The sequence below is a fragment of the Pseudomonas sp. TE24901 genome, assembly GCF_054058375.1.
Genome location: NZ_JBSSAF010000007.1, coordinates 332776 through 353046, shown reverse-complemented (window position 1 = coordinate 353046; position 20271 = coordinate 332776). Strand labels below are relative to the sequence as shown.

20 protein-coding genes and 1 tRNA gene are annotated in these 20271 nt (G+C 59.8%); 12 read left to right on the top strand and 9 right to left on the bottom strand.

Translation table 11 applies throughout. The annotated features are described in order from the left end of the window. Positions 1-101: 101 nt before the first annotated feature. A complete protein-coding gene (gene mgtE, locus ACVWVP_RS16830; RefSeq protein ID WP_176997952.1) occupies positions 102-1544 on the top strand; it encodes a magnesium transporter in 1443 nt (480 codons plus the stop codon). A gap of 165 nt (positions 1545-1709) precedes the next feature. On the opposite strand, the gene ACVWVP_RS16825 is transcribed toward mgtE, so the two are convergent. The 3 genes from ACVWVP_RS16825 to ACVWVP_RS16815 form a co-directional block, all read right to left on the bottom strand. Further along, the gene (locus tag ACVWVP_RS16825) at positions 1710-2036 is read right to left on the bottom strand and encodes an Arc family DNA-binding protein (protein ID WP_024076996.1); all 327 of its coding nucleotides are present in this window, start codon (positions 2034-2036) and stop codon (positions 1710-1712) included. A gap of 394 nt (positions 2037-2430) precedes the next feature. Continuing rightward, positions 2431-2610, bottom strand: a complete 180-nt coding sequence (locus ACVWVP_RS16820; protein WP_178925494.1) for a PA3371 family protein — start codon at positions 2608-2610, stop codon at positions 2431-2433. A gap of 10 nt (positions 2611-2620) precedes the next feature. Beyond that, positions 2621-2842 (bottom strand): hypothetical protein, encoded by a 222-nt coding sequence (locus ACVWVP_RS16815; RefSeq protein WP_178925497.1) that lies wholly within the window; start codon positions 2840-2842, stop codon positions 2621-2623. A 323-nt stretch (positions 2843-3165) separates the two neighbouring features. Here ACVWVP_RS16815 and ACVWVP_RS16810 point away from each other — a divergent pair. Further along, positions 3166-3242 (top strand) — tRNA-Arg (locus ACVWVP_RS16810). A gap of 269 nt (positions 3243-3511) precedes the next feature. Further along, positions 3512-4897 (top strand): MFS transporter, encoded by a 1386-nt coding sequence (locus ACVWVP_RS16805; RefSeq protein WP_259173093.1) that lies wholly within the window; start codon positions 3512-3514, stop codon positions 4895-4897. Positions 4898-4956: 59 nt separating this feature from the next. Here ACVWVP_RS16805 and ACVWVP_RS16800 read toward each other — a convergent pair whose 3' ends face one another. The 4 genes from ACVWVP_RS16800 to flgA form a co-directional block, all read right to left on the bottom strand. Beyond that, on the bottom strand, positions 4957-5706 hold the full coding sequence (locus ACVWVP_RS16800; RefSeq protein ID WP_178925508.1) for a flagellar brake protein: 750 nt from the start codon (positions 5704-5706) through the stop codon (positions 4957-4959). 96 nt (positions 5707-5802) lie between these two features. Continuing rightward, on the bottom strand, positions 5803-6273 hold the full coding sequence (locus ACVWVP_RS16795) for a flagella synthesis protein FlgN (protein ID WP_457407252.1): 471 nt from the start codon (positions 6271-6273) through the stop codon (positions 5803-5805). A 48-nt stretch (positions 6274-6321) separates the two neighbouring features. Next, positions 6322-6645 carry a flagellar biosynthesis anti-sigma factor FlgM gene (flgM, locus tag ACVWVP_RS16790; RefSeq protein ID WP_176997946.1) on the bottom strand — a complete coding sequence of 108 codons (324 nt, stop codon included), beginning with the start codon at positions 6643-6645 and terminating at the stop codon, positions 6322-6324. Between the two features lie 142 nt (positions 6646-6787). Then, positions 6788-7552 carry a flagellar basal body P-ring formation chaperone FlgA gene (gene flgA / locus ACVWVP_RS16785; RefSeq protein ID WP_457407248.1) on the bottom strand — a complete coding sequence of 255 codons (765 nt, stop codon included), beginning with the start codon at positions 7550-7552 and terminating at the stop codon, positions 6788-6790. 80 nt (positions 7553-7632) lie between these two features. Here flgA and ACVWVP_RS16780 point away from each other — a divergent pair, with 80 nt between their 5' ends. The 6 genes from ACVWVP_RS16780 (at position 7633) to flgE (ending at position 12690) form a co-directional block, all read left to right on the top strand. Beyond that, the gene (locus ACVWVP_RS16780) at positions 7633-8565 is read left to right on the top strand and encodes a chemotaxis protein CheV (RefSeq protein ID WP_178925512.1); all 933 of its coding nucleotides are present in this window, start codon (positions 7633-7635) and stop codon (positions 8563-8565) included. Positions 8566-8607: 42 nt separating this feature from the next. Continuing rightward, on the top strand, positions 8608-9435 hold the full coding sequence (gene cheR / locus ACVWVP_RS16775) for a protein-glutamate O-methyltransferase CheR (RefSeq protein WP_178925514.1): 828 nt from the start codon (positions 8608-8610) through the stop codon (positions 9433-9435). Between the two features lie 307 nt (positions 9436-9742). Beyond that, positions 9743-10150, top strand: coding sequence for a flagellar basal body rod protein FlgB (gene flgB, locus ACVWVP_RS16770; RefSeq protein ID WP_178925516.1), 408 nt, complete (start codon positions 9743-9745; stop codon positions 10148-10150). 3 nt (positions 10151-10153) lie between these two features. Beyond that, a complete protein-coding gene (gene flgC / locus ACVWVP_RS16765; protein WP_016973698.1) occupies positions 10154-10597 on the top strand; it encodes a flagellar basal body rod protein FlgC in 444 nt (147 codons plus the stop codon). A 16-nt stretch (positions 10598-10613) separates the two neighbouring features. Continuing rightward, on the top strand, positions 10614-11342 hold the full coding sequence (flgD, locus tag ACVWVP_RS16760; RefSeq protein ID WP_178925518.1) for a flagellar hook assembly protein FlgD: 729 nt from the start codon (positions 10614-10616) through the stop codon (positions 11340-11342). Positions 11343-11373: 31 nt separating this feature from the next. Then, positions 11374-12690, top strand: coding sequence for a flagellar hook protein FlgE (flgE, locus tag ACVWVP_RS16755; RefSeq protein ID WP_178925520.1), 1317 nt, complete (start codon positions 11374-11376; stop codon positions 12688-12690). Positions 12691-13018: 328 nt separating this feature from the next. Here flgE and ACVWVP_RS16750 read toward each other — a convergent pair whose 3' ends face one another. Further along, positions 13019-15916: a ribonucleoside-diphosphate reductase subunit alpha gene (locus ACVWVP_RS16750; RefSeq protein WP_178925522.1), complete on the bottom strand. Its 2898-nt coding sequence runs from the start codon at positions 15914-15916 to the stop codon at positions 13019-13021. A gap of 762 nt (positions 15917-16678) precedes the next feature. Between ACVWVP_RS16750 and ACVWVP_RS16745 the strand changes: the two genes are divergently transcribed. After that, positions 16679-17395 (top strand): response regulator, encoded by a 717-nt coding sequence (locus tag ACVWVP_RS16745; RefSeq protein ID WP_178925524.1) that lies wholly within the window; start codon positions 16679-16681, stop codon positions 17393-17395. Next, complete coding sequence (locus ACVWVP_RS16740) at positions 17392-19002, top strand: ATP-binding protein (protein ID WP_457407243.1); 1611 nt, start codon at positions 17392-17394, stop codon at positions 19000-19002. The genes ACVWVP_RS16745 and ACVWVP_RS16740 overlap by 4 nt, the downstream gene beginning before the upstream one ends. A 98-nt stretch (positions 19003-19100) precedes the next feature. On the opposite strand, the gene ACVWVP_RS16735 is transcribed toward ACVWVP_RS16740, so the two are convergent. Next, positions 19101-19817: a 4'-phosphopantetheinyl transferase family protein gene (locus tag ACVWVP_RS16735; protein ID WP_457407241.1), complete on the bottom strand. Its 717-nt coding sequence runs from the start codon at positions 19815-19817 to the stop codon at positions 19101-19103. A 137-nt stretch (positions 19818-19954) separates the two neighbouring features. Between ACVWVP_RS16735 and ACVWVP_RS16730 the strand changes: the two genes are divergently transcribed. Further along, on the top strand, positions 19955-20263 hold the full coding sequence (locus ACVWVP_RS16730) for a hypothetical protein (protein WP_259173087.1): 309 nt from the start codon (positions 19955-19957) through the stop codon (positions 20261-20263). Positions 20264-20271: the final 8 nt, after the last annotated feature.

Below are 20271 nucleotides of genomic sequence, written 5' to 3'. Positions count from 1 at the left end.
CATGGACTTACCCAGTAGTTACTCAGTACCCCGCTTTACCAATCATGAATTGACTGATTGATCCTTCCGGCGTGCCCCGCTGCTGGGAGTGGAGTTCGCCTATGACCGAAGTAGAAGTAAAGAAAACACAAGAAAGCCTGCAGGATCGTCTGGCTCAAGTCATCGAGCTGCTGCAGCGCCAGCGCGTGGTCGAAGACCTCACGCACCGCCAGGAAGGTCCGAACCACGACCGCGTCGAAAACCTGGTCCATCGGCAAAACCTCGTCGAGCTGCAACGCAAGCTTGATGACCTGCACTCCGCCGACGTCGCCTACATTCTTGAAGCCTTGCCGCTTGATGATCGACTGACTCTCTGGCAGTTGGTCAAGGCGGACCGCGACGGCGACATCCTCCTCGAAGTATCCGATTCGGTTCGCGAAACCCTGATCGCCGACATGGACGATCACGAGCTCCTGGCTGCCGCCAAGGAGATGGACGCTGACGAACTGGCAGACCTGGCCCCTGAGCTGCCGCGTGACGTTGTCCATGAGCTGATGGAGGCCCTCGACGGCCAGCAGCGTGAGCGCGTGCGTTCCGCCTTGTCTTACGACGAGGATCAGGTTGGCGCCCTGATGGACTTCGAGATGGTCACCATCCGTGAAGACGTCAGTCTGGAAGTGGTTCTGCGCTACCTGCGCCGCCTCAAGGAGCTGCCGGGGCACACCGATAAGCTGTTCGTGGTCGATTACGAAGGCATCCTCAAGGGTGTGCTGCCGATCAAGCGTCTGCTGGTCAACGACCCCGAGAAGAAAGTGGCGGATGTCATGGCCAGTGATCCGGTGAGTTTCCACCCGGACGAAGACGCCTATGATGCCGCCCAGGCCTTCGAGCGTTATGACTTGATTTCGGCCCCGGTGGTCGACAAGAACGGCAAGCTGATCGGCCGACTGACCATCGACGAAATGGTCGACCTGATTCGTGAAGAGAGCGAAACCGAAGTCCTCAACATGGCGGGTCTGCGTGAGGAGGAAGATATCTTCGCCTCGGTCTGGCGCTCGCTGCGTAACCGCTGGGCGTGGCTGGCGATCAACCTGATCACGGCGTTCATCGCGTCTCGGGTCATCGGCTTGTTCGAAGGCTCGATCGAGAAATTGGTGGCCCTGGCGGCGCTGATGCCGATTGTGGCCGGTATTGGGGGTAACTCGGGTAACCAGACCATCACCATGATCGTGCGGGCCATGGCCCTGGACCAGGTGAACACCGGCAATACATCACGCCTGATGCGCAAGGAGTTGGCGGTTGCGTTGATCAATGGCGTGGTGTGGGGCGGGGTGATCGGTATCGTGGCCTACTTGCTGTACGGCAGTTGGTCGCTTGGCGTCGTCATGACCGCCGCCATGACGCTCAACCTGCTGCTGGCCGCATTGATGGGGGTGTTGATCCCCATGACCCTGGCGCGCCTTGGGCGCGACCCTGCAATGGGTGCCAGCGTGATGATCACGGCCATGACCGACAGTGGCGGCTTCTTCATCTTCCTGGGCCTGGCCACGATCTTCCTGCTTTGATCCCTCAAGGCAAACCAGCTCCCCGCAGGAGCTGGCTTGCCAGCGATCGCATCCCTTCGGTCCAGTTGACGGACCCCGTCGCCTAGATCGCCGGCAAGCCGGCTCCTACAAAAAAACGCGCAAAAAAAAGCCAGCACATGGCTGGCTTCGGCTTTCAGTTGCAGATCAGTCGGCTTCTGCGGCCGCTTCAACGTCGTGCGCAATAAGCGAGACGAGAGCATTTTGCTGGCGGTGGGAGAGCTGACGAAAACGCTGCAGCAGTTCGCGTTCGTGCAGTGACAGCTCGGGGCTGTCCAGGCGCATGCTCAACTCTTCGCCCAACGCACCTTCCTGAATGAGGCTCTGTTCCAGGCGCGCGATGATTTCGGAGTTCATGCTGCGGTGATGATTGCGAGCCACCTCGGCAATGCGTTCCCGCATTCCGTCTGGCAGACGTACGACGAACTTGTCAGCCGTACGGCTGGAATAAATTGCCTGTTTCAATGGGCGCATATATTTAACCGGTTAGTTCAGGGGAGCGGTTTTTGGAATTGGCCGCAAGATGAGTGTTAAGACAAGACTCACGACCAAAGTTCAACCCGAATTGCAAAGAGGCCGCATCATGCCTCAGATTTGACAGTTCCTTGGCGTCAATTCTGTGACAAATATTGAACTGCCTAAAGGCTTTATGCCAGCACTGATTTGCATTTTTGCGGACTGGTTGGAAAACTTTTCCACGAGTGATTCCGCAAGGGAACTTCCCGTAAGTCCAGGCCACCACAGGGTTTGAGGCCGCACATCCTATAGCAATATGGCCTTTTGCCCTTAATTTTAAGACTAGTGGCAATTTGCCGATTTACTAGGGCTAGGCGACATAAGGTAGCGGTGGGGGGGGCTGCAGGAGGTGTCAGCGCAACACCGGGTCAAATTTGAATCGGCGGCCAACGATGAGCGATAGCACCAGCAGGCTGGCAAATACCCCGGTAGCGATGAATGCAGTGGTCTGCCCGTCCTGGGCGGATGTGTTCAGGCCAAAAATGCCTGCGCCGAGGGTCAGGCACAGCAACAGCCAGGCAGGTTTGTTCATGGCCGCCACCTCAGAAAATCCAGTGTTCGGAGGCAGGTGTCGCCTGGGTATTCACGCGAATCGGTGATTGCGCACCGGGCGTCATCACAGCCAGTTGTGGGCGCTGTTGCAGGTGATGAGGCACCGCCTGGCTGATTTGCTCTGCGTCTTCGGAGTGGGCGGATTGGAAATGAAACATGACCAGTGCCGCCAAGGCTGCAGCATTAAGGGTCAACAGAAGGGCGCTGTTCATGTTCTTGTGCTCCGCAGTGGCTGGGCCGGATAAGTTTTGTAGGATATGTATTGCAGGCCTCGTGCCAACCTTTTAAGTTAATAAAATCAAATGGTTAGGCGTAATTTAAAGTGCGGGCTCGTTGCATTTTGCAAGACGGGCAATTCGCAGGATTGCATTTTGCACGATGCCGCCAAGTGCCCGGCATTGCTGGGTGAAGCGTGGATCTATTGGCTAAGGTGCGGCCTACACTCAAAAAGCCTACGGACGACATGACAAACGCCAACCTGGCCGTTAACATGCACGCCGTCCGTCGCCGCCCGCTTGGCAGGCGCCTGTCATTTGTCCCAGTAGCTCAATTGGATAGAGCATCCCCCTCCTAAGGGGAAGGTTGGCCGTTCGAACCGGCCCTGGGACACCAGATTCAAAGCCCCGCTCAGACTGTTCTGGCGGGGCTTTTTTGTGGGCGGGTGCCCACATCGCGTCGAACCTTGCGGGCGATCAGGGTTCACAGCCAATGCGCTATGTATTTGTTGCAACCGGTGTACCTCCCGGGCGATCAAGCAGCGTCTGAGCTATTAAGCAAAAAATTCCCCGGAAACAGCCGATACCGCCTGTCCGGATCCGGCAACCCCGGACTATCATGCCGATAGCCCTGTCTCTCACTGCAAGGAGCCGCTCGGAACGCCGATGCGCCAGATCTGGAAATCTTTTCGAGCCCTTTATTTCGCCTCCTTGATGATGCTGATCGGCTCCGGCCTGCTCAGCACTTACCTGGCCCTGCGCCTGGCCGCCGACCATGTCGACAGCCTGTGGGTGGGTGCGTTGATGGCCGCCAACTACTTTGGCCTGGTGCTGGGCGGCAAGATCGGGCACCGCCTGATCGCCCGGGTCGGGCATATTCGCGCCTACGCCACCTGTGCCGGCATCGTCGGTGCGGCGGTGCTCGGCCACGGGTTGATCAACTGGCTGCCGGCCTGGATCGTGCTGCGTACGATCGTGGGTTTGGGGATGATGTGCCAGTACATGGTCATTGAAAGCTGGCTCAACGAGCAGGCAGACGCCAAGCAACGTGGCGTAGTGTTCAGTGGCTACATGATTGCGTCCTACCTGGGCCTGGTGCTGGGGCAATTGATTCTGGTCATGCACCCCCAGCTTGGACTTGAACTGCTGATGCTGGTCGCGGTGTGCTTTGCCCTGTGCCTGGTGCCGGTGGCCATGACTCGACGCATCCACCCCGCGCCGCTGCACCCGGCGCCGATGGAGCCGCGTTTCTTCATTAAACGGGTACCGCAGTCACTGAGTACGGTGCTGGGAGCAGGGGTGATCGTGGGTTCGTTCTACGGTTTGGCGCCGCTCTATGCGTCACAGCAAGGGCTGACGACCGAACAGGTCGGCCTGTTCATGGGCTGCTGTATTTTTGCCGGCCTGCTGGTGCAGTGGCCGTTGGGCTGGTTGTCGGACCGCTATGACCGGGCTTTGCTGATTCGCTGCTTTGCGTTGTGCCTCGCGGTGGCGGCATTGCCCCTGGCGATCCTGTCGCAGGTGCCGCTGGAGGTATTGTTCGTCGCCGGTTTCCTGTGTTCGCTGGTGCAGTTCTGCCTGTACCCGCTGGCCGTGGCGTTTTCCAATGACCACGTCGAAGGTGATCGCCGGGTGTCGCTGACCGCCATGTTGCTGGTGACCTACGGCATTGGCGCCAGCATCGGGCCGCTGCTGGCGGGTGTGGCGATGAAGCTGTTTGGCAGTCACATGCTCTATGCGTTCTTCAGCCTGTGTGCGTTGATCCTGGTGTGGCGTATCCGGCCGAAGGCGGTGACCAACTTGCATCAGGTGGACGACGCGCCGCTGCACCACGTGGCGATGCCTGACAGCATGTCCAGCTCGCCCCTGGTGGCTTGCCTTGACCCACGGGTGGATGAGGCGGTGGTGCAGGAACAGATGCAGGCCACGCCCGTGGATCCCGCGCCCGAAACCGATCCGGCGCCGGTGGTGGATGAGTCCGTTGTCGAAGGGCCGCCGCCGCCTCTGGACCCGGATGACCACCCTCACGACCTGAGCCGCGCGCGGCCCTGAAAGCAAAAACGGGCAGATCCCATCAGGATCTGCCCGTTTTTTATTGCGCTCGAAAAAGCTTAGAAGTCGTCGTCTTTATCGAAACGACGGGCTTCGCGCTGCAACTGGTACACGAAGCGCTCAACCTGGCGCTGCACCAGGCCGCTCATGTTGTGGAAACGCACGCCGGCAAAGGTGGTGTTGATCTTCTCTTCGAAGTGCAGGTAACGCAGCTCTACTGAGGTGGTCATGCTGCCAAAGGGCAGGGCCGCGATAAAGCGGTCGTAGACCTGGCCCAGTTGCAGGCGCTCGGAGATATCGCCTTCAAAGCGCAGTTTGCAGCCGGTGGCGGAGATGTCGAGCAACTTGCCGCTGATCGGCGCCTTGAGCTTCTCGCCACCCAATTCGATATTGACCAGTTGGGCCAGCTTCAATGCGGCGCGGAAGGCATTGCGACGCTGATGGTAGACCACCTCGTCGGGCATACTGCCGGTGTAGATGCGATGGCCGTCTTTTTCGCTGACGGTCAGGGTGCCCTTGCTTTCCCAGGCAACACGCACGCCGTCATGGAAACCCTCGATGCGGAACGGTTCGCCATTTTCGAGGTGGCGCTCACCGTCGCGCGGGATCATTTCGTCCAGGGCCAGCGTCCCGCTGTCCCGGTCAACGTCCACCAGGTAGCTTTGGAAGCGCTGGCTGCGTTCATGGAAAGTGATGATCAACGGATCATGGCTTTCTTGCAGCATCCGCAAAGTGCCGGCGATTTCCAGAGGCGTGGTGAGGACCTTGGGTGGCTGCGGGGCATCTTCCGCATTGAGGGCGTTGAACACGGTTCTTCCATCTCCAGACAAAATACGACTTCACGCAAGAACAGGCATTTTGCCAGCATGTAGCGCGCCTTGGATAGGGCGCGCTGAAAACCGGCGTCAGGCTTGGCTGCGAGTGCTTGGCTTGACCAGGCGCGAGGTGGAGCCTTGGGCGTTGTAGAGGGCCGGAGGCTCTCCGCCGTGGAGTATACGCAACTGGTTGGCGGTCGTGGCTTGCTGAAGCTGGATCGACTGACCGTTGAGCAGGTTGGCTTCCTGGCACTGGGCGAGCAATAGATTGAGGGCGTTGCTCTGTGCCAGCAGTTGGTCGCCGACCGAGGAGTGACTGGCCAGCTGTGCGAGGCCGTCGTGATCAGCCGACAGGCCCAGGCTGATGAGAATCTGGCTGCGCTTCTTGCCATGCTGTTCCAGCAGCACAATCAGCGACTGCTTGCGTGCGAGGATTTCCTCCAGCAAGCGCATGTCCCGGCCGTACAAGGCCAGGGACTCTTCTTTGAGCAGCTCGAGCAAATGTTGCGTCGGCGCCAGATCGTCAATGATCAGTTGAAGCAAATGTTCGTCGTGGTGCATGGCTGGCCTTGGGTTTTAAGCGTCCAAAAGCCCTGCGCAGGCCTTTGCCTAGCGCTCGGCTTCGAAGTTAAGCAGCTTGCTGGCTACACGGTTGCTGTCGACTTTATAGCTGCCATCGGCGATCGCCTGTTTCAACTCGGCCACACGGGCTTTGTTGACTACCGGTTGATCGCGCAGCGAGTCAGTGACCTTCTGCAACTGTTGAGCCTCATTGCTCAGGTGTACCGATTCCCCGCTTTGGCTGGCACCGGCCTGCTCTGCCTTGGCGGGCAGGGGCTGGGACTTGGCATCTACGCTGTCCTTGGCACCGCTGGTGCGCGTAGAGCCGGGCAAAGCCTGGGCGTTATTCAAACGGCTGAAATCAATGACCATAATAAAAAAACCTCTGGGTATTTGGACGCTTGCCATGTTTTCGGCCATACCCGGACAAACTTTAGGCTCGATTGACAATAAACCTGTTTGCGCGAACGTCTGGCGCACAGTGTAGGAAAAGCTGGCGTCCGATACCAGTGATCTATAAAGCCACCTCGACTTGACCGGGGGCTGTCACCCGCGCCTTGATCACGCGGTTGGAATTCAGGTTTTTCACGCGGATCTGCTCGCTCATGCCGCCGTTGGACAGCGCCTCCCCGGGCATTTTCACGTTCAGCGCGCCGCTGCTGGCAGAGATCACCACCTGATCGCCCTTGCGCACAACCTCGGCCTGCTCCAGATGCACCAGGGTTATCACTTGGTCAGTGACCATTGGTCGGGTCAATTTCTGCCCGATGGCCTGGTCCAGCGAAGTCAGGTAGCCCTGGTTGATCAGGCTGATATCCCGTTCACGTAGGGCGACGTCCTGGTCACCAATGATGCCGGTGCGCTTGAGCGGGCGGGTCACCACCACCACGTCACGGAACAGCTTGACCTGCGCCGGCACGAACACCGTCCAGGGCGACGCACCTTCACAGCGTACTTTTACCGTCACGCGGCCAATCGGCTGGGCCGGGCTTTCCAGGGTGGCTGTCAATTCCTTGTCGCACGCCGGCATGCGCAGGCGGGGGTCCAGCTGGTTGACCTGGATTTCGTAGCGCCCGGGCGTCTGGGTGGTCGCCAGATAATCTTCTACAGTGAACTCAAGAAAGCCCTGGGTGACGCCGATAAGTAGATCAGGCAAGGTGACGTTATCTGCGCGGGCCGTGGCCCCTGTGCCCACGGCAAGCAATGCCAGCGACGCACAGAGGAAGCTGCGTAGTCGTTGGGGAGCAAGGCGTCGGGAAACTGTCGTTTTAAGGTTCATGACCAATAAAAAGCAAAGCTCGTGCCGTTTAATGTTGGGTACGCGTCGTACCCTTTAGGTTTTAGCGTAGGAGTCTGGGCATGGCAGGTGTAATGGATTCAGTAAACCAGCGCACACAGCTGGTAGGGCAGAATCGCCTGGAGTTGTTGCTTTTTCGCCTGGACGGCAAGCAGCTATATGGCATCAACGTGTTCAAGGTGCGGGAAGTGCTGCAGTGTCCCAAGCTGACGATCATGCCCAAGTCCAGCCCGGTGGTGTGTGGCGTTGCCAACATCCGCGGGGCGACGATCCCGATTCTTGACCTGGCCATGGCCACCGGTTCTGCCGGCTTGCAGGACCGTGAGAGCCCGTTCGTGATCATCACCGAGTACAACACCAAGACCCAGGGCTTCCTGGTGCGCTCGGTGGAGCGCATCGTCAACATGAACTGGGAAGAGATCCATCCGCCGCCCAAGGGCACCGGCCGCGATCACTACCTCACGGCAGTGACGCGGGTCGACAACCAGTTGGTGGAAATCATCGACGTGGAGAAGATCCTCGCCGAAGTGGCGCCGACCTCGGAGAACATCTCGGTGGGTGTGGTCGATGCCGAAACCGCGCACAAGGCTGTATCGCTGCGGGTGTTGACCGTGGATGACTCCTCCGTGGCGCGCAAACAGGTCACTCGTTGCCTGCAAACCGTCGGGGTGGAAGTGGTCGCGCTCAACGACGGCCGCCAGGCCCTGGATTATCTGCGCACGCTGGTGGATGAGGGCAAGAAGCCCGAAGAAGAATTCCTGATGATGATTTCCGACATCGAGATGCCGGAAATGGACGGCTACACCCTCACGGCCGAGATACGCAACGATCCGCGCATGCAAAAACTACATATCATCCTGCATACTTCGTTGTCGGGTGTATTCAATCAGGCGATGGTCAAGAAGGTCGGCGCCGATGACTTCCTGGCCAAATTCCGCCCTGATGACCTGGCATCCCGGGTAGTCGACCGGATCAAGGCAGCAGATCACGGCTAGGGGATTTCCCCTGGCGGTCACACGATTTAAGAGGCGGTATCATTGTCTACGGGTAATTTGGATTTCGAACAGTTCCGGGTCTTCCTGGAAAAAGCCTGTGGCATATTGCTCGGTGAAAACAAGCAGTACCTGGTATCCAGCCGTCTCAACAAACTGATGGAACAGCAGGGCATCAAGTCGTTGGGTGAGCTGGTCCAGCGCATCCAGGGTCAACCGCGCAGCGGGCTCAAGGAGATGGTGGTCGATGCCATGACCACCAACGAAACCCTGTGGTTTCGGGATACCTACCCCTTCGAGGTGCTCAAGAGCAAAGTGCTGCCCGAAGCCATCAAGGCAAGCCCGGGCCAGCGCCTGCGCATCTGGTCGGCGGCGTGCTCCTCGGGGCAGGAGCCGTACTCGATCTCGATGGCTATCGACGAGTTCGAACGGACCAACATGGGCCAATTGAAGGCCGGTGCGCAAATCGTTGCCACCGACCTGTCCGGCACCATGCTCACCAACTGCAAGACCGGCGAGTACGACAGCCTGGCCCTGGGCCGTGGTTTGTCCCAGGAACGCCTGCAGCGTTACTTTGACCCGAAAGGGGCAGGGCGCTGGGCGGTCAAGGCGCCGATCAAGAACCGGGTGGAGTTCCGCTCGTTCAACCTGCTCGACAGCTACGCCAGCCTGGGCAAGTTCGACATGGTGTTCTGCCGCAACGTGCTGATCTACTTCTCGGCCGAAGTGAAGAAAGACATCCTGTTGCGCATCCACGGCACGCTCAAGCGCGGCGGCTATCTGTTCCTCGGTGCTTCCGAGGCGCTGAACGGTCTGCCGGATCATTACCAGATGGTGCAGTGCAGCCCGGGGATCATCTACCAGGCCAAGTAAGAGTTACGCGGTTAACAATGTGGGAGCGGGCTTGCTCGCGAATGCGGTTTGTCAGTCAGATATAAATTGACTGACCTGCCGCATTCGCGAGCAAGTCCGCTCCCACATTTGTTTTGCGGCAAGGTAAATGAAGGCGGCAACTCACCATTGCCGCTTTACTGGCGCCACGCGGAAACCCGTTGCCGCTTTTCTGGCATTGCCACCGGCAAACCCCTCGCAAACCCTTGAGTTACGGCCTTTTCGTTAATTGGCATGCGCCTTGCTATAACCCAGTTACGAAAAGCAGGTCAGCCTAAAGGTTTCCGCCATGAGCATCAGCTTCGATAAAGCGCTCGGTATTCACGAACAAGCCCTGGGCTTCCGCGCCCAGCGTGCTGAAGTCTTGGCCAACAACATTGCCAACGCCGACACCCCGAACTACAAGGCTCGGGATTTGGACTTCTCCGCCGTGCTCGCTGCACAGCAGGACAAGACCAAGAATGGCACCTTCGCCTTGAACGTGACCAATACCCGTCACATTGAAGCGCAAGGCCTGGGCAATGGTGACGAGTCGCTGCTGTATCGCACGCCGATGCAGCCGTCGATCGACCAGAACACCGTCGACGCCCAGCTGGAGCAATCGGCCTACGCCGAGAACTCGGTGAACTTCCAGGCCAGCTTCACCCTGCTCAACAGTAAATTCAAAGGGCTGATGTCAGCCCTGCGTGGAGAGTAAGCCATGTCCCTAGCCAGTGTTTTCAATATTGCCGGCAGTGGCATGAGCGCGCAGACCACGCGTTTGAACACCGTCGCCAGTAACATCGCCAACGCCGAGACCGTGTCTTCGAGCATTGACCAGACCTACCGCGCCCGTCACCCGGTGTTCGCCACCATGTTCCAGGGCGGCCAGAGCGGCGGCAGCGATTCGCTGTTCCAGAACCAGGATGCCGCCGGCCAAGGCGTGCAGGTGCTCGGCGTGGTTGAAGACCAGAGCAACCTGGAAGCCCGCTACGAGCCGAACCACCCGGCCGCGAACGAAAAAGGCTACGTGTACTACCCGAACGTCAACGTGGTCGAGGAGATGGCTGACATGATCTCTGCCAGCCGCTCGTTCCAGACCAACGCGGAAATGATGAACACCGCCAAAACCATGATGCAGAAGGTCCTGACCCTGGGTCAGTGATAAGGGGCGCCAAATAATGGCCATTGTTGATACCACTTCTACCAACACGGCGGTTCAGGACCTTTTCAACTCGAAGGTCAAGTCCGCGACAGACAACAGCAGCGTCGGTGATGCTTCCAAGGCGGCGACGGGCAACCAGTCGCTGGGCAAGGACGCATTCCTGCAACTGCTGGTGACCCAGCTCAAAAACCAGAACCCGCTGTCGCCTCAGGACAACGGCGCGTTCGTGGCGCAACTGGCGCAGTTCAGCAGCCTGGAAGGGATCAACACCCTGAACGATTCGGTGAACGCGATCTCCAGCAACTTCAGCTCGTCGCAAGCGCTGCAAGCGTCGTCGCTGGTGGGGCGTTCGATCATCACCCAGACCGACAAGGCCATGGTTGATACCAGCAAGAGCATGACCGGTTCGGTGGCGGTGACGGCGGCGACGGGTAACGTCTCCGTGAAGATCACCGACAAGGACGGCAACGTGGTGCGCACCATCGACATGGGTGCCCAGAGCGCTGGCGATGCGAGCTTTATCTGGGATGGCAAGAACGACAAGGGCGAAGTCGCCCCTGCCGGTACCTACACCTTTGCCGCCACCACGAAGAACGACAAGGGTGACTCGGTTGCCTTGGCCACTTCGCTGCCGGCAACCGTTACCAGCGTGACGCTGAGCAAGACCGGCGGCGAAATGCTGTTGAACCTTGCAGGCGGCATGGGCAGCGTCAAGCTGTCGCAAATTCAGACTATCGGTACATAGAGCCGGCTAAATACGGCAGAAGGAGAGAAACATGTCTTTTAACATCGGCCTGAGCGGCCTCTATGCGGCCAACAAACAACTGGACGTGACCGGCAACAACATCGCCAACGTCGCGACCACGGGCTTCAAGTCGTCCCGTGCGGAGTTCGCGGACATCTACGCGGCCTCCAAACTGGGCACCGGCCAGAACAGCATCGGCAACGGTGTGAACCTGGCGGCTGTGTCCCAGCAGTTCACCCAGGGTGACGTGAACAACAGCGGCGGCATCCTGGACATGGCGATCCAGGGCGGCGGCTTCTTCGTGCAGAAGGCCAGCGACGGTTCGCTGGAATACACCCGTAGTGGTGCCTTCCGTGCCGACAAAGACGGCTACATCACCAACAACACCGGCACCTCGCGCCTGCAAGGCTACGCGGCGGACGCCGATGGCAATATCATCAAGGGCGGCCTGACCGACCTGCAACTGAACCTGTCGAACCTGCCGCCGAAGGCGTCCACCAAGGTGGATTCCACCAGTAACCTGAACTCTTCAGAAGCGGTTATCAACCAGACGACCAAGCCGTTTGACCCAAGCGACACCAGTACTTTCACCACCCAATACAGCACCACCTTGTACGACAACCAAGGTAACGCTCACCCGATGGTGCAGTACCTGGTCAAGACCGACAGCAACGTCTGGAAATCCTACACGCTGATCGATGGCCGTAACCCGGACGGCACACTGCCAACGGGCACAGGCGCAGGCACTGCGCCACCTGCTGCGACGACGCTGACCTTTGATGGTTCCGGCAAGCTCACCAGTGTTGCTGGGACAGGCGTGACCGGTAATACCCTGACCATCACCGGCTGGGTGCCGGGTACCGTGACCAACGGTGTGTGGAAGGCAAACGGTGCGACTGCCAACCCTACCGGCATCGCGATCAACATGGGCAACATCACCCAATACAACTCGGCCACCTACCGCAACCCGCCGACCACCGACGGTTATGCGACTGGCCAGATCACCGGCCTGAAAATCGACGGCAGCGGCGTACTGTTCGCCACGTTCAGCAACCAGCAGAGCAAGGCCATCGGCCAGATCTCCCTGGCCAGCTTCAACAACGAACAAGGCCTGCAGCCAGCGGGCGGCACCACCTGGAGAGAGACCTTTGCATCGGGCCAGCCGGGTTACGACACTCCGCAAGCCGGCACCCTGGGTTCGATCGTGGCCAACTCCCTGGAGAACTCCAACGTTAACCTGACCAACGAGCTGGTGGACCTGATCAAGGCCCAGAGCAACTATCAGGCAAACGCCAAGACCATCTCCACCCAGAGCACCATCATGCAGACCATCATTCAGATGACCTGATGAGTTAACGCTCCACAAAAAAGCCCCTCACTCGAGGGGCTTTTTTGTGGCGGCTATATTCATAGCCGACATCGGCGACCTTGTAGTGAGCGGGCTTGCCCCGCGCTGGGGGGCGAAGCCGCCCTAAACCCAAGCACCTCGGTCTTTGCGAAACACCACGGCGCTCTGGTTGGGGCGGCTTCGCCCCCCAGCGCGGGGCAAGCCCGCTCACTACAGGTGGACCTCTGCCCGGAAGAGATAATCGCCAGGCAAAAGAAAACCCCCGGCAAACCCAGGGGGCTTGGCGGGGGTTCTTAGATAGGCGCCTTTACGCGCCTACCGGCTCAGCTTATTGGCAAGCTTCGCAATCCGGCTCGTCGATCGCGCAGGCCTTAGGCACAGGGGCCGGACCGGCTGGAGCGGCGAGAACCGAGTCGTCACCGTGGTTGCCGCCGCTGGAAACAGCGTTCAGCTTACCGGTGTTGATGGTCGACTTCTCGGTGCTGGTCGCAGCCAGGGCACGGAGGTAGTAAGTGGTTTTCAGGCCACGGTACCACGCCATGCGGTAGGTCACGTCCAGCTTCTTGCCCGAAGCGCCGGCGATGTACAGGTTCAGGGACTGGGCCTGGTCGATCCACTTCTGACGACGGCTGGCGGCGTCAACGATCCACTTGGTGTCCACTTCGAAGGCGGTCGCGTAGAGCTCTTTGAGTTCTTGCGGGATGCGCTCGATCTGCTGCACGGAACCGTCGTAGTACTTCAGGTCGTTGATCATGACCGAGTCCCACAGGCCACGGGCTTTCAGGTCGCGAACCAGGTACGGGTTGATCACGGTGAATTCGCCCGACAGGTTCGATTTCACATACAGGTTCTGGTAGGTCGGTTCGATCGACTGCGACACGCCGGTGATGTTGGCGATGGTGGCGGTCGGTGCGATGGCCATGATGTTGGAGTTACGAATGCCTTTCTGCACACGGGCACGTACCGGTGCCCAGTCCAGGGATTCGTTCAGGTCAACGTCGATGTACTTCTGGCCACGGGCTTCGATCAGGATCTGTTGCGAATCCAGTGGCAGGATGCCTTTGGACCACAGCGAACCCTGGAACGTCTCGTAGGCGCCGCGCTCGTCGGCCAGGTCGCAGGACGCCTGGATCGCGTAGTAGCTGACCGCTTCCATGGACTTGTCGGCGAACTCGACCGCAGCATCCGAACCGTAAGGAATGTGCTGCAGGTACAGCGCGTCCTGGAAGCCCATGATGCCCAGGCCAACCGGACGGTGCTTGAAGTTGGAGTTCTGCGCCTGTGGCACCGAGTAGTAGTTGATGTCGATCACGTTATCGAGCATGCGAACCGCGGTGTTGACGGTGCGTTGCAGCTTGGCGGTGTCCAACTGGCCGTTGACGATGTGGTTCGGCAGGTTGATCGAGCCCAGGTTGCAAACGGCGATTTCGTCCTTGTTGGTGTTCAAGGTGATCTCAGTGCACAGGTTCGAGCTGTGGACCACGCCCACGTGCTGCTGCGGGCTGCGCAGGTTGCACGGGTCCTTGAAGGTCAGCCATGGGTGGCCGGTTTCAAACAGCATGGACAGCATTTTGCGCCACAGGTCTTTGGCCTGGATGGTCTTGAACAGCTTGACCTTGCCTGGGTACTCGGTGAGGGCTTCGTAGTACTCGTAGCGCTCTTCGAAGGCTTTACCGGTCAGGTCGTGCAGGTCCGGCACTTCGGATGGCGAGAACAGGGTCCACTTGCCGTCATCGAAGACACGCTTCATGAACAGGTCAGGGATCCAGTTGGCGGTGTTCATGTCGTGGGTACGACGACGATCATCACCGGTGTTCTTGCGCAGCTCGATGAACTCTTCGATGTCCATGTGCCAGGTTTCCAGGTAAGCACACACCGCGCCTTTGCGCTTGCCACCCTGGTTCACGGCTACAGCAGTGTCGTTCACCACTTTCAGGAACGGTACAACGCCCTGGGACTTGCCGTTGGTGCCCTTGATGTACGAACCCAGTGCGCGCACCGGTGTCCAGTCGTTGCCCAGGCCGCCGGCGAATTTGGACAACATGGCGTTGTCGTGGATCGCGTGGTAGATGCCCGACAGGTCATCCGGCACGGTGGTCAGGTAGCAGCTCGACAGCTGTGGACGCAGGGTGCCGGCGTTGAACAGGGTCGGGGTCGACGACATGTAGTCGAAGGACGAGAGCAGGTTGTAGAACTCGATCGCACGGTCTTCTTTCTGCTTCTCTTCGATCGCCAGGCCCATGGCCACGCGCATGAAGAACACTTGCGGCAGTTCGAAGCGGATACCGTCCTTGTGGATGAAGTAACGGTCGTACAGGGTTTGCAGGCCCAGGTAGGTGAACTGCTGGTCGCGCTCGTGGTTGATGGCCTTGCCCAGTTTTTCCAGGTCGAAGGTGGCCAGGACCGGGTTCAGCAATTCGAATTCGATACCCTTGGCGATGTAGGCCGGCAGGGCTTTGGCGTACAGGTCAGCCATCTCGTGGTGAGTGGCGCTGTCGGCGACTTTCAGGAAGCCCAGGCCTTCGGCACGCAGGGTGTCCATCAGCAGGCGCGCAGTCACGAACGAGTAGTTCGGCTCGCGTTCAACCAGGGTACGGGCGGTCATCACCAGGGCGGTGTTGACGTCGGTCAGGGCCACGCCGTCGTACAGGTTCTTCAGGGTTTCGCGCTGGATCAGGTCACCGTCGACTTCTTCCAGGCCTTCGCAGGCCTCGGTGATGATGGTGTTCAGGCGGCCCAGGTCCAGCGGAGCAAAGCTGCCGTCGGCCAGGGTGATGCGGATCGATGGGTGAGCTTGTACGGCAGCTTCTTCGGCCGGGGAGCGCACGGCACGTTCCTTGGCGCGCGAGTCGCGGTAGATCACGTAGTCGCGGGCTACTTTCTGCTCGCCGGCACGCATCAGGGCCAGTTCGACCTGGTCCTGGATTTCTTCGATGTGGATGGTGCCGCCCGACGGCATGCGCCGCTTGAAGGTCGCGGTGACTTGTTCGGTCAGGCGGGCAACGGTGTCGTGGATGCGCGACGAGGCAGCAGCGGTGCCACCTTCAACTGCAAGAAACGCTTTGGTGATGGCGACGGTGATTTTGTCATCGGTGTAAGGAACGACAGTGCCGTTACGCTTGATCACTCGCAATTGGCCGGGTGCGGTGGCGGACAGATCCAGGTTCGAATCGGCGGCCTGCGGCACGGAGCCTTGCGGGTTCTCGCGAGTTGTGTCGGTTTGCATGGGGGGGTGTCTCCACATTCTATATTTATTTGGGCACCATCACGGTGCCCACCGTTCCGTCCTGAAGCACTTACAACAGGCCAAGGGCCTGGCATAACAACTTCGGGACAGGAGGAAGGGAGCTGTTCGCGCCGCTTCCATGCCGAAGTCTTCGGTTCGGGGCTGAAAAGCCCTTGACCGTATTCCTGGTGGGTGACAGTTGCCCGCTTCAAGCACTGCAACACCCGTACCGTTTTCTGCCCGTTGGGCTGGAAAACGCTTGCCATCCGCGTGCGCGGTTTGGGCTTTCAAAAAATGCTTTGGTTCAACCAAACGGGCGCAAGAAACCTCTTGAATTTCTTGTCTGATCTGTGTTTGGTTTTTCGCTTAAAACCCTACATGTAGGGTTTTTTTAGCGCCGAGGTACAAGATAATGCGTTTTCGGGGGCTTAGCAACGCACTACCTGTGGATAACGCTGTGGGTAAAATGTGTATGAAACGTGGAACACCCGTGTAGGCCGCACTACTGCTGGATTCGGCCGTTTGTCACTGAATATTCCAAGGTAAAAACAGCCGGTTGGATTTTTGAGGGCGCGAACCCTATCACAAAAAAACGCGATCACCGAATGGATTTCCAGGCTTGTGTCAGGGGGCTGGCCCGTGGCTACAATCGACATCCTTTATGCCCTCAAAACATTACAAATAAGGTAGGCCGGGCGAAGATCAAGCCTGTGGGAGTTCGCTTCCACACGAAAGAATCTCTTATAAAAACAAGGAGCCCCCGTGGAGCAAGAAGCCTGGCAAATACTGATCGTCGAGGACGACGAGCGACTGGCCGAGTTGACCCGGGATTACCTGGAGAGCAACGGCCTGCGCGTTTCGGTGGAAAGTGACGGGGCGCGGGCGGCGGCACGCATCGTCGCCGAACAGCCGGACCTGGTGATCCTCGACTTGATGCTGCCCGGGGAAGATGGCTTGAGCATCTGCCGCAAGGTGCGCGAACGCTACGACGGGGTGATCCTGATGCTGACCGCGCGCACCGACGACATGGACCAGGTCCTCGGCCTGGACATGGGCGCCGACGACTACGTGTGCAAACCTGTGCGCCCACGCCTGTTGCTGGCGCGTATCCAGGCTTTGCTGCGGCGCAGCGAACCGGCCAGCGTGGAAAACCAGCGCCGCCTGCAATTCGGCCCGTTGGTGGTGGACAACGCCCTGCGCGAAGCCTGGTTGCATGAAGGCGGTATCGAATTGACCAGCGCCGAATTCGACCTGTTGTGGCTGCTGGTGGCGAATGCCGGGCGCATCCTCTCCCGCGAAGAAATCTTCATCGCCCTGCGTGGCATTGGCTATGACGGCCAGGACCGCTCCATTGATGTGCGTATCTCGCGCATCCGGCCCAAGATCGGCGACGACCCGATCCATCCACGCTTGATCAAGACCATCCGCAGCAAAGGCTACCTGTTCGTCCCCGAAGCCGCCGCTGACCTGTCGCTGTGAACTCGATCTTCCTGCGCATCTATGGCGGCATGTGCGCCGCGCTGATCCTGGTGGCACTGCTCGGTGTGCTGGCCTTGCACCTGCTCAACGAGGTGCGCAGCGGCCAGTACCGCGAGCGCCTGGCCCACGGCACCTTTGCCTTGATGGGCGACAACCTGCAACCCATGAGCGCCATCGAACGCCAGCGCGCCTTGGCGGTGTGGGAGCGCTTGCTGGGAATTCCTCTGGAATTGCGCCCCCTGGCCGATGCGCAACTGGACCTGAGCCAGCGCAGTCGCCTGCAACGTGGGCAGGTGCTGGTGGAGCAGACCGGGCCTCATGCGGCGCGGGTATTGCGTCTGGTCAGCGAGGGGGAACAATGGGTGCTCACCGGTGAAGTGCAGCAAATCAGCGAGCAACTGGCCCGCGCCACTATTTACTTGCTGGCTGACGAATTGGTGCGCTTTCCCGTCGCCGAGCAGCCGCAAAAGCTGGCGGACATAAAAGAGGCCAAAGGCTTTGGTTTTGACATGCACCTCATGACCCCGGATGAGGCCGACATGGACGACGACCAGCGTCGCCGCGTATCGGAGGGCGATACGGTGATGGCCCTGGGCAAGGGCGGCGATTCGATCCGCGTGTTTGCCGGCATGGTCGGCACGCCGTGGGTGCTGGAGATCGGCCCGCTGTACCAGATGAACCCGTACCCGCCGCAATGGTTGATCCTGATCGCGCTGATCAGCCTGACCCTGATTGGCCTGATCGTCTATTTACTGGTGCGTCAGCTCGAACGGCGCCTCAGGGGCTTGGAGGCGGCGGCCACCCGCATTGCCAAGGGCAACCTGGAAGTACGCGTACCGGCCCGGGGCGCTGATTCGGTAGGGCGCCTGGCGGCAGCCTTTAATGGCATGGCCGAGCATTTGCAGCAATTGCTGGCGATCCAGCGCGAATTGGTGCGCGCGGTGTCCCACGAGTTGCGCACACCGGTAGCCCGCCTGCGCTTCGGCCTGGAGATGGTCGGCGACGCCACCACCGCCGAAGCGCGGCGCAAATACCTGGACGGCATGGACAGCGATATCCAGGACCTCGATGGCCTGGTGGATGAAATGCTCACCTATGCCCGCCTGGAGCAGGGGGCGCCGGAGCTGAATTTCCAGCGCGTCGACCTCAGCGCGTTGCTTGATCAGGTGATCGGCGAATTATCGCCACTGCGTCCGCAGGTCAGGGTGAGTCGCGGTATCTGCCTGTCATCGGCGCATTGGGATGACGCGTGGGTCGACGCCGAACCGCGTTACCTGCACCGCGCCTTGCAGAACCTGGTGAGCAACGCCATGCGTCATGCCCAGGGCCAGGTGTTGATCAGTTACCAGGTGGGCCAGGTGCGTTGCCGCATCGATGTGGAAGACGACGGCCCCGGCGTGCCGGAAAGCGCGTGGGAGCGCATCTTCACGCCGTTCCTGCGCCTGGACGACAGCCGCACGCGGGCCTCTGGCGGGCACGGGCTGGGCCTGTCGATTGTGCGGCGGATCATTTATTGGCATGGCGGAAGGGCGTTGATAGGCAAGAGCAACAATTTGGGTGGGGCGTGCTTCAGCCTGAGTTGGCCGCGGGATCAGGATAAAACTTGATACTGCTTTCGCGAGCAAGCCCGCTCCCACATTCGACCGAGTTCCAGCGTTGGAATGCAGTCAACTGTGGGCGCGGGCTTGCTCGCGAAAGCACTCTATCAGGCGCCCACAGCCACCAAACTCAACAACTGCTCCCCGTCCACCGCAAACTGCCCCACCAATTCCTTGCCATGGCACCATTCTTCGGACAAGTCCGTCAGTAGCCGCAACCGCACCCGGCCATCCTCCGACCACTCCACCACCTCGGCATGCTCAAAGTAAAAGCGTTTCTGCACGATAGGGTAGAGCGCCTTGAACAAACTCTCCTTTACTGAAAACGTCAGTGTCACCCCTAAAGCAATCTGCTCACGCGGCACGGTGGCCATGCGTTGCAGCTCATCAACCGTGAGGATTTCCCCGGCCAGGCGCTCCGCCCGTTCCAGGCTCAGCACATTCTCCAGGTCCATCCCCAGCCCGCGCCACTGCGCCTTGTGCCCGACAATCGCTGCCGCATGCCCGGTGCTGTGGGTGATGGAGCCGCTGATATGCGCCGGCCAGACCGGCGCGCGGTCGTCGCCGATGGCGGGCACGCAGTCCAGCTGATCAAGCTGTTGCAGCGCTGCGCGGGCGCACAGGCGGCCGGCGAGGAATTCGGCCTGGCGCTTTGCCACCGAGCGCTGGATGCTGGCCGGGGGCGGCACGGCGCAGCGCAGGAAGTCGCCCTGCGCGAGCAGGGTGGGGTCGAAGCGGGTGCTGAGGAACACCGTATCCGGCAAAGGGTCGGGCAGCGGCCAATGGGCGTCGAGTGGGGTGCAGCAAGCGGGTAGGGGCGTCATGGGCGGTATTTTGCTTCAGTTGGCGCGCCAGAGGATAGCCCGCAGCGGTTCAGGCCCGGTTCAGAGCCCGTTCAGGGGGAGTTCAGGGGCGCCTGCGTAGTCTGGCCCTACAGCCAAAACGCGTAGAGGTAAGCCCCATGACTGCGATCAAAAAGCTGATGTTGGCGTTATCCATGCTCAGTGCCACTGCTGGCGTCCAGGCGTCCGATGGCGCCTTTGCGGCATTCGGTAGCGAGAAAACCAAGAAATCCAGCACGTTGATCCAGCGTGTCAGCTTTGAAGAAGCGGGCAGCCAGGCCGCGCCGTGGGGCCAGTCCCTGGGCCTCGTCACGCCGCAACCGGCCTACCGTACCGGTTATGAACACCTGACGGGCCAATACAATGGCATTAAACTGCGCCCGCAAGACCTGCAGGGCCGCTATGATATCCCTCTGTCGGACAGTTGAATCGCCTT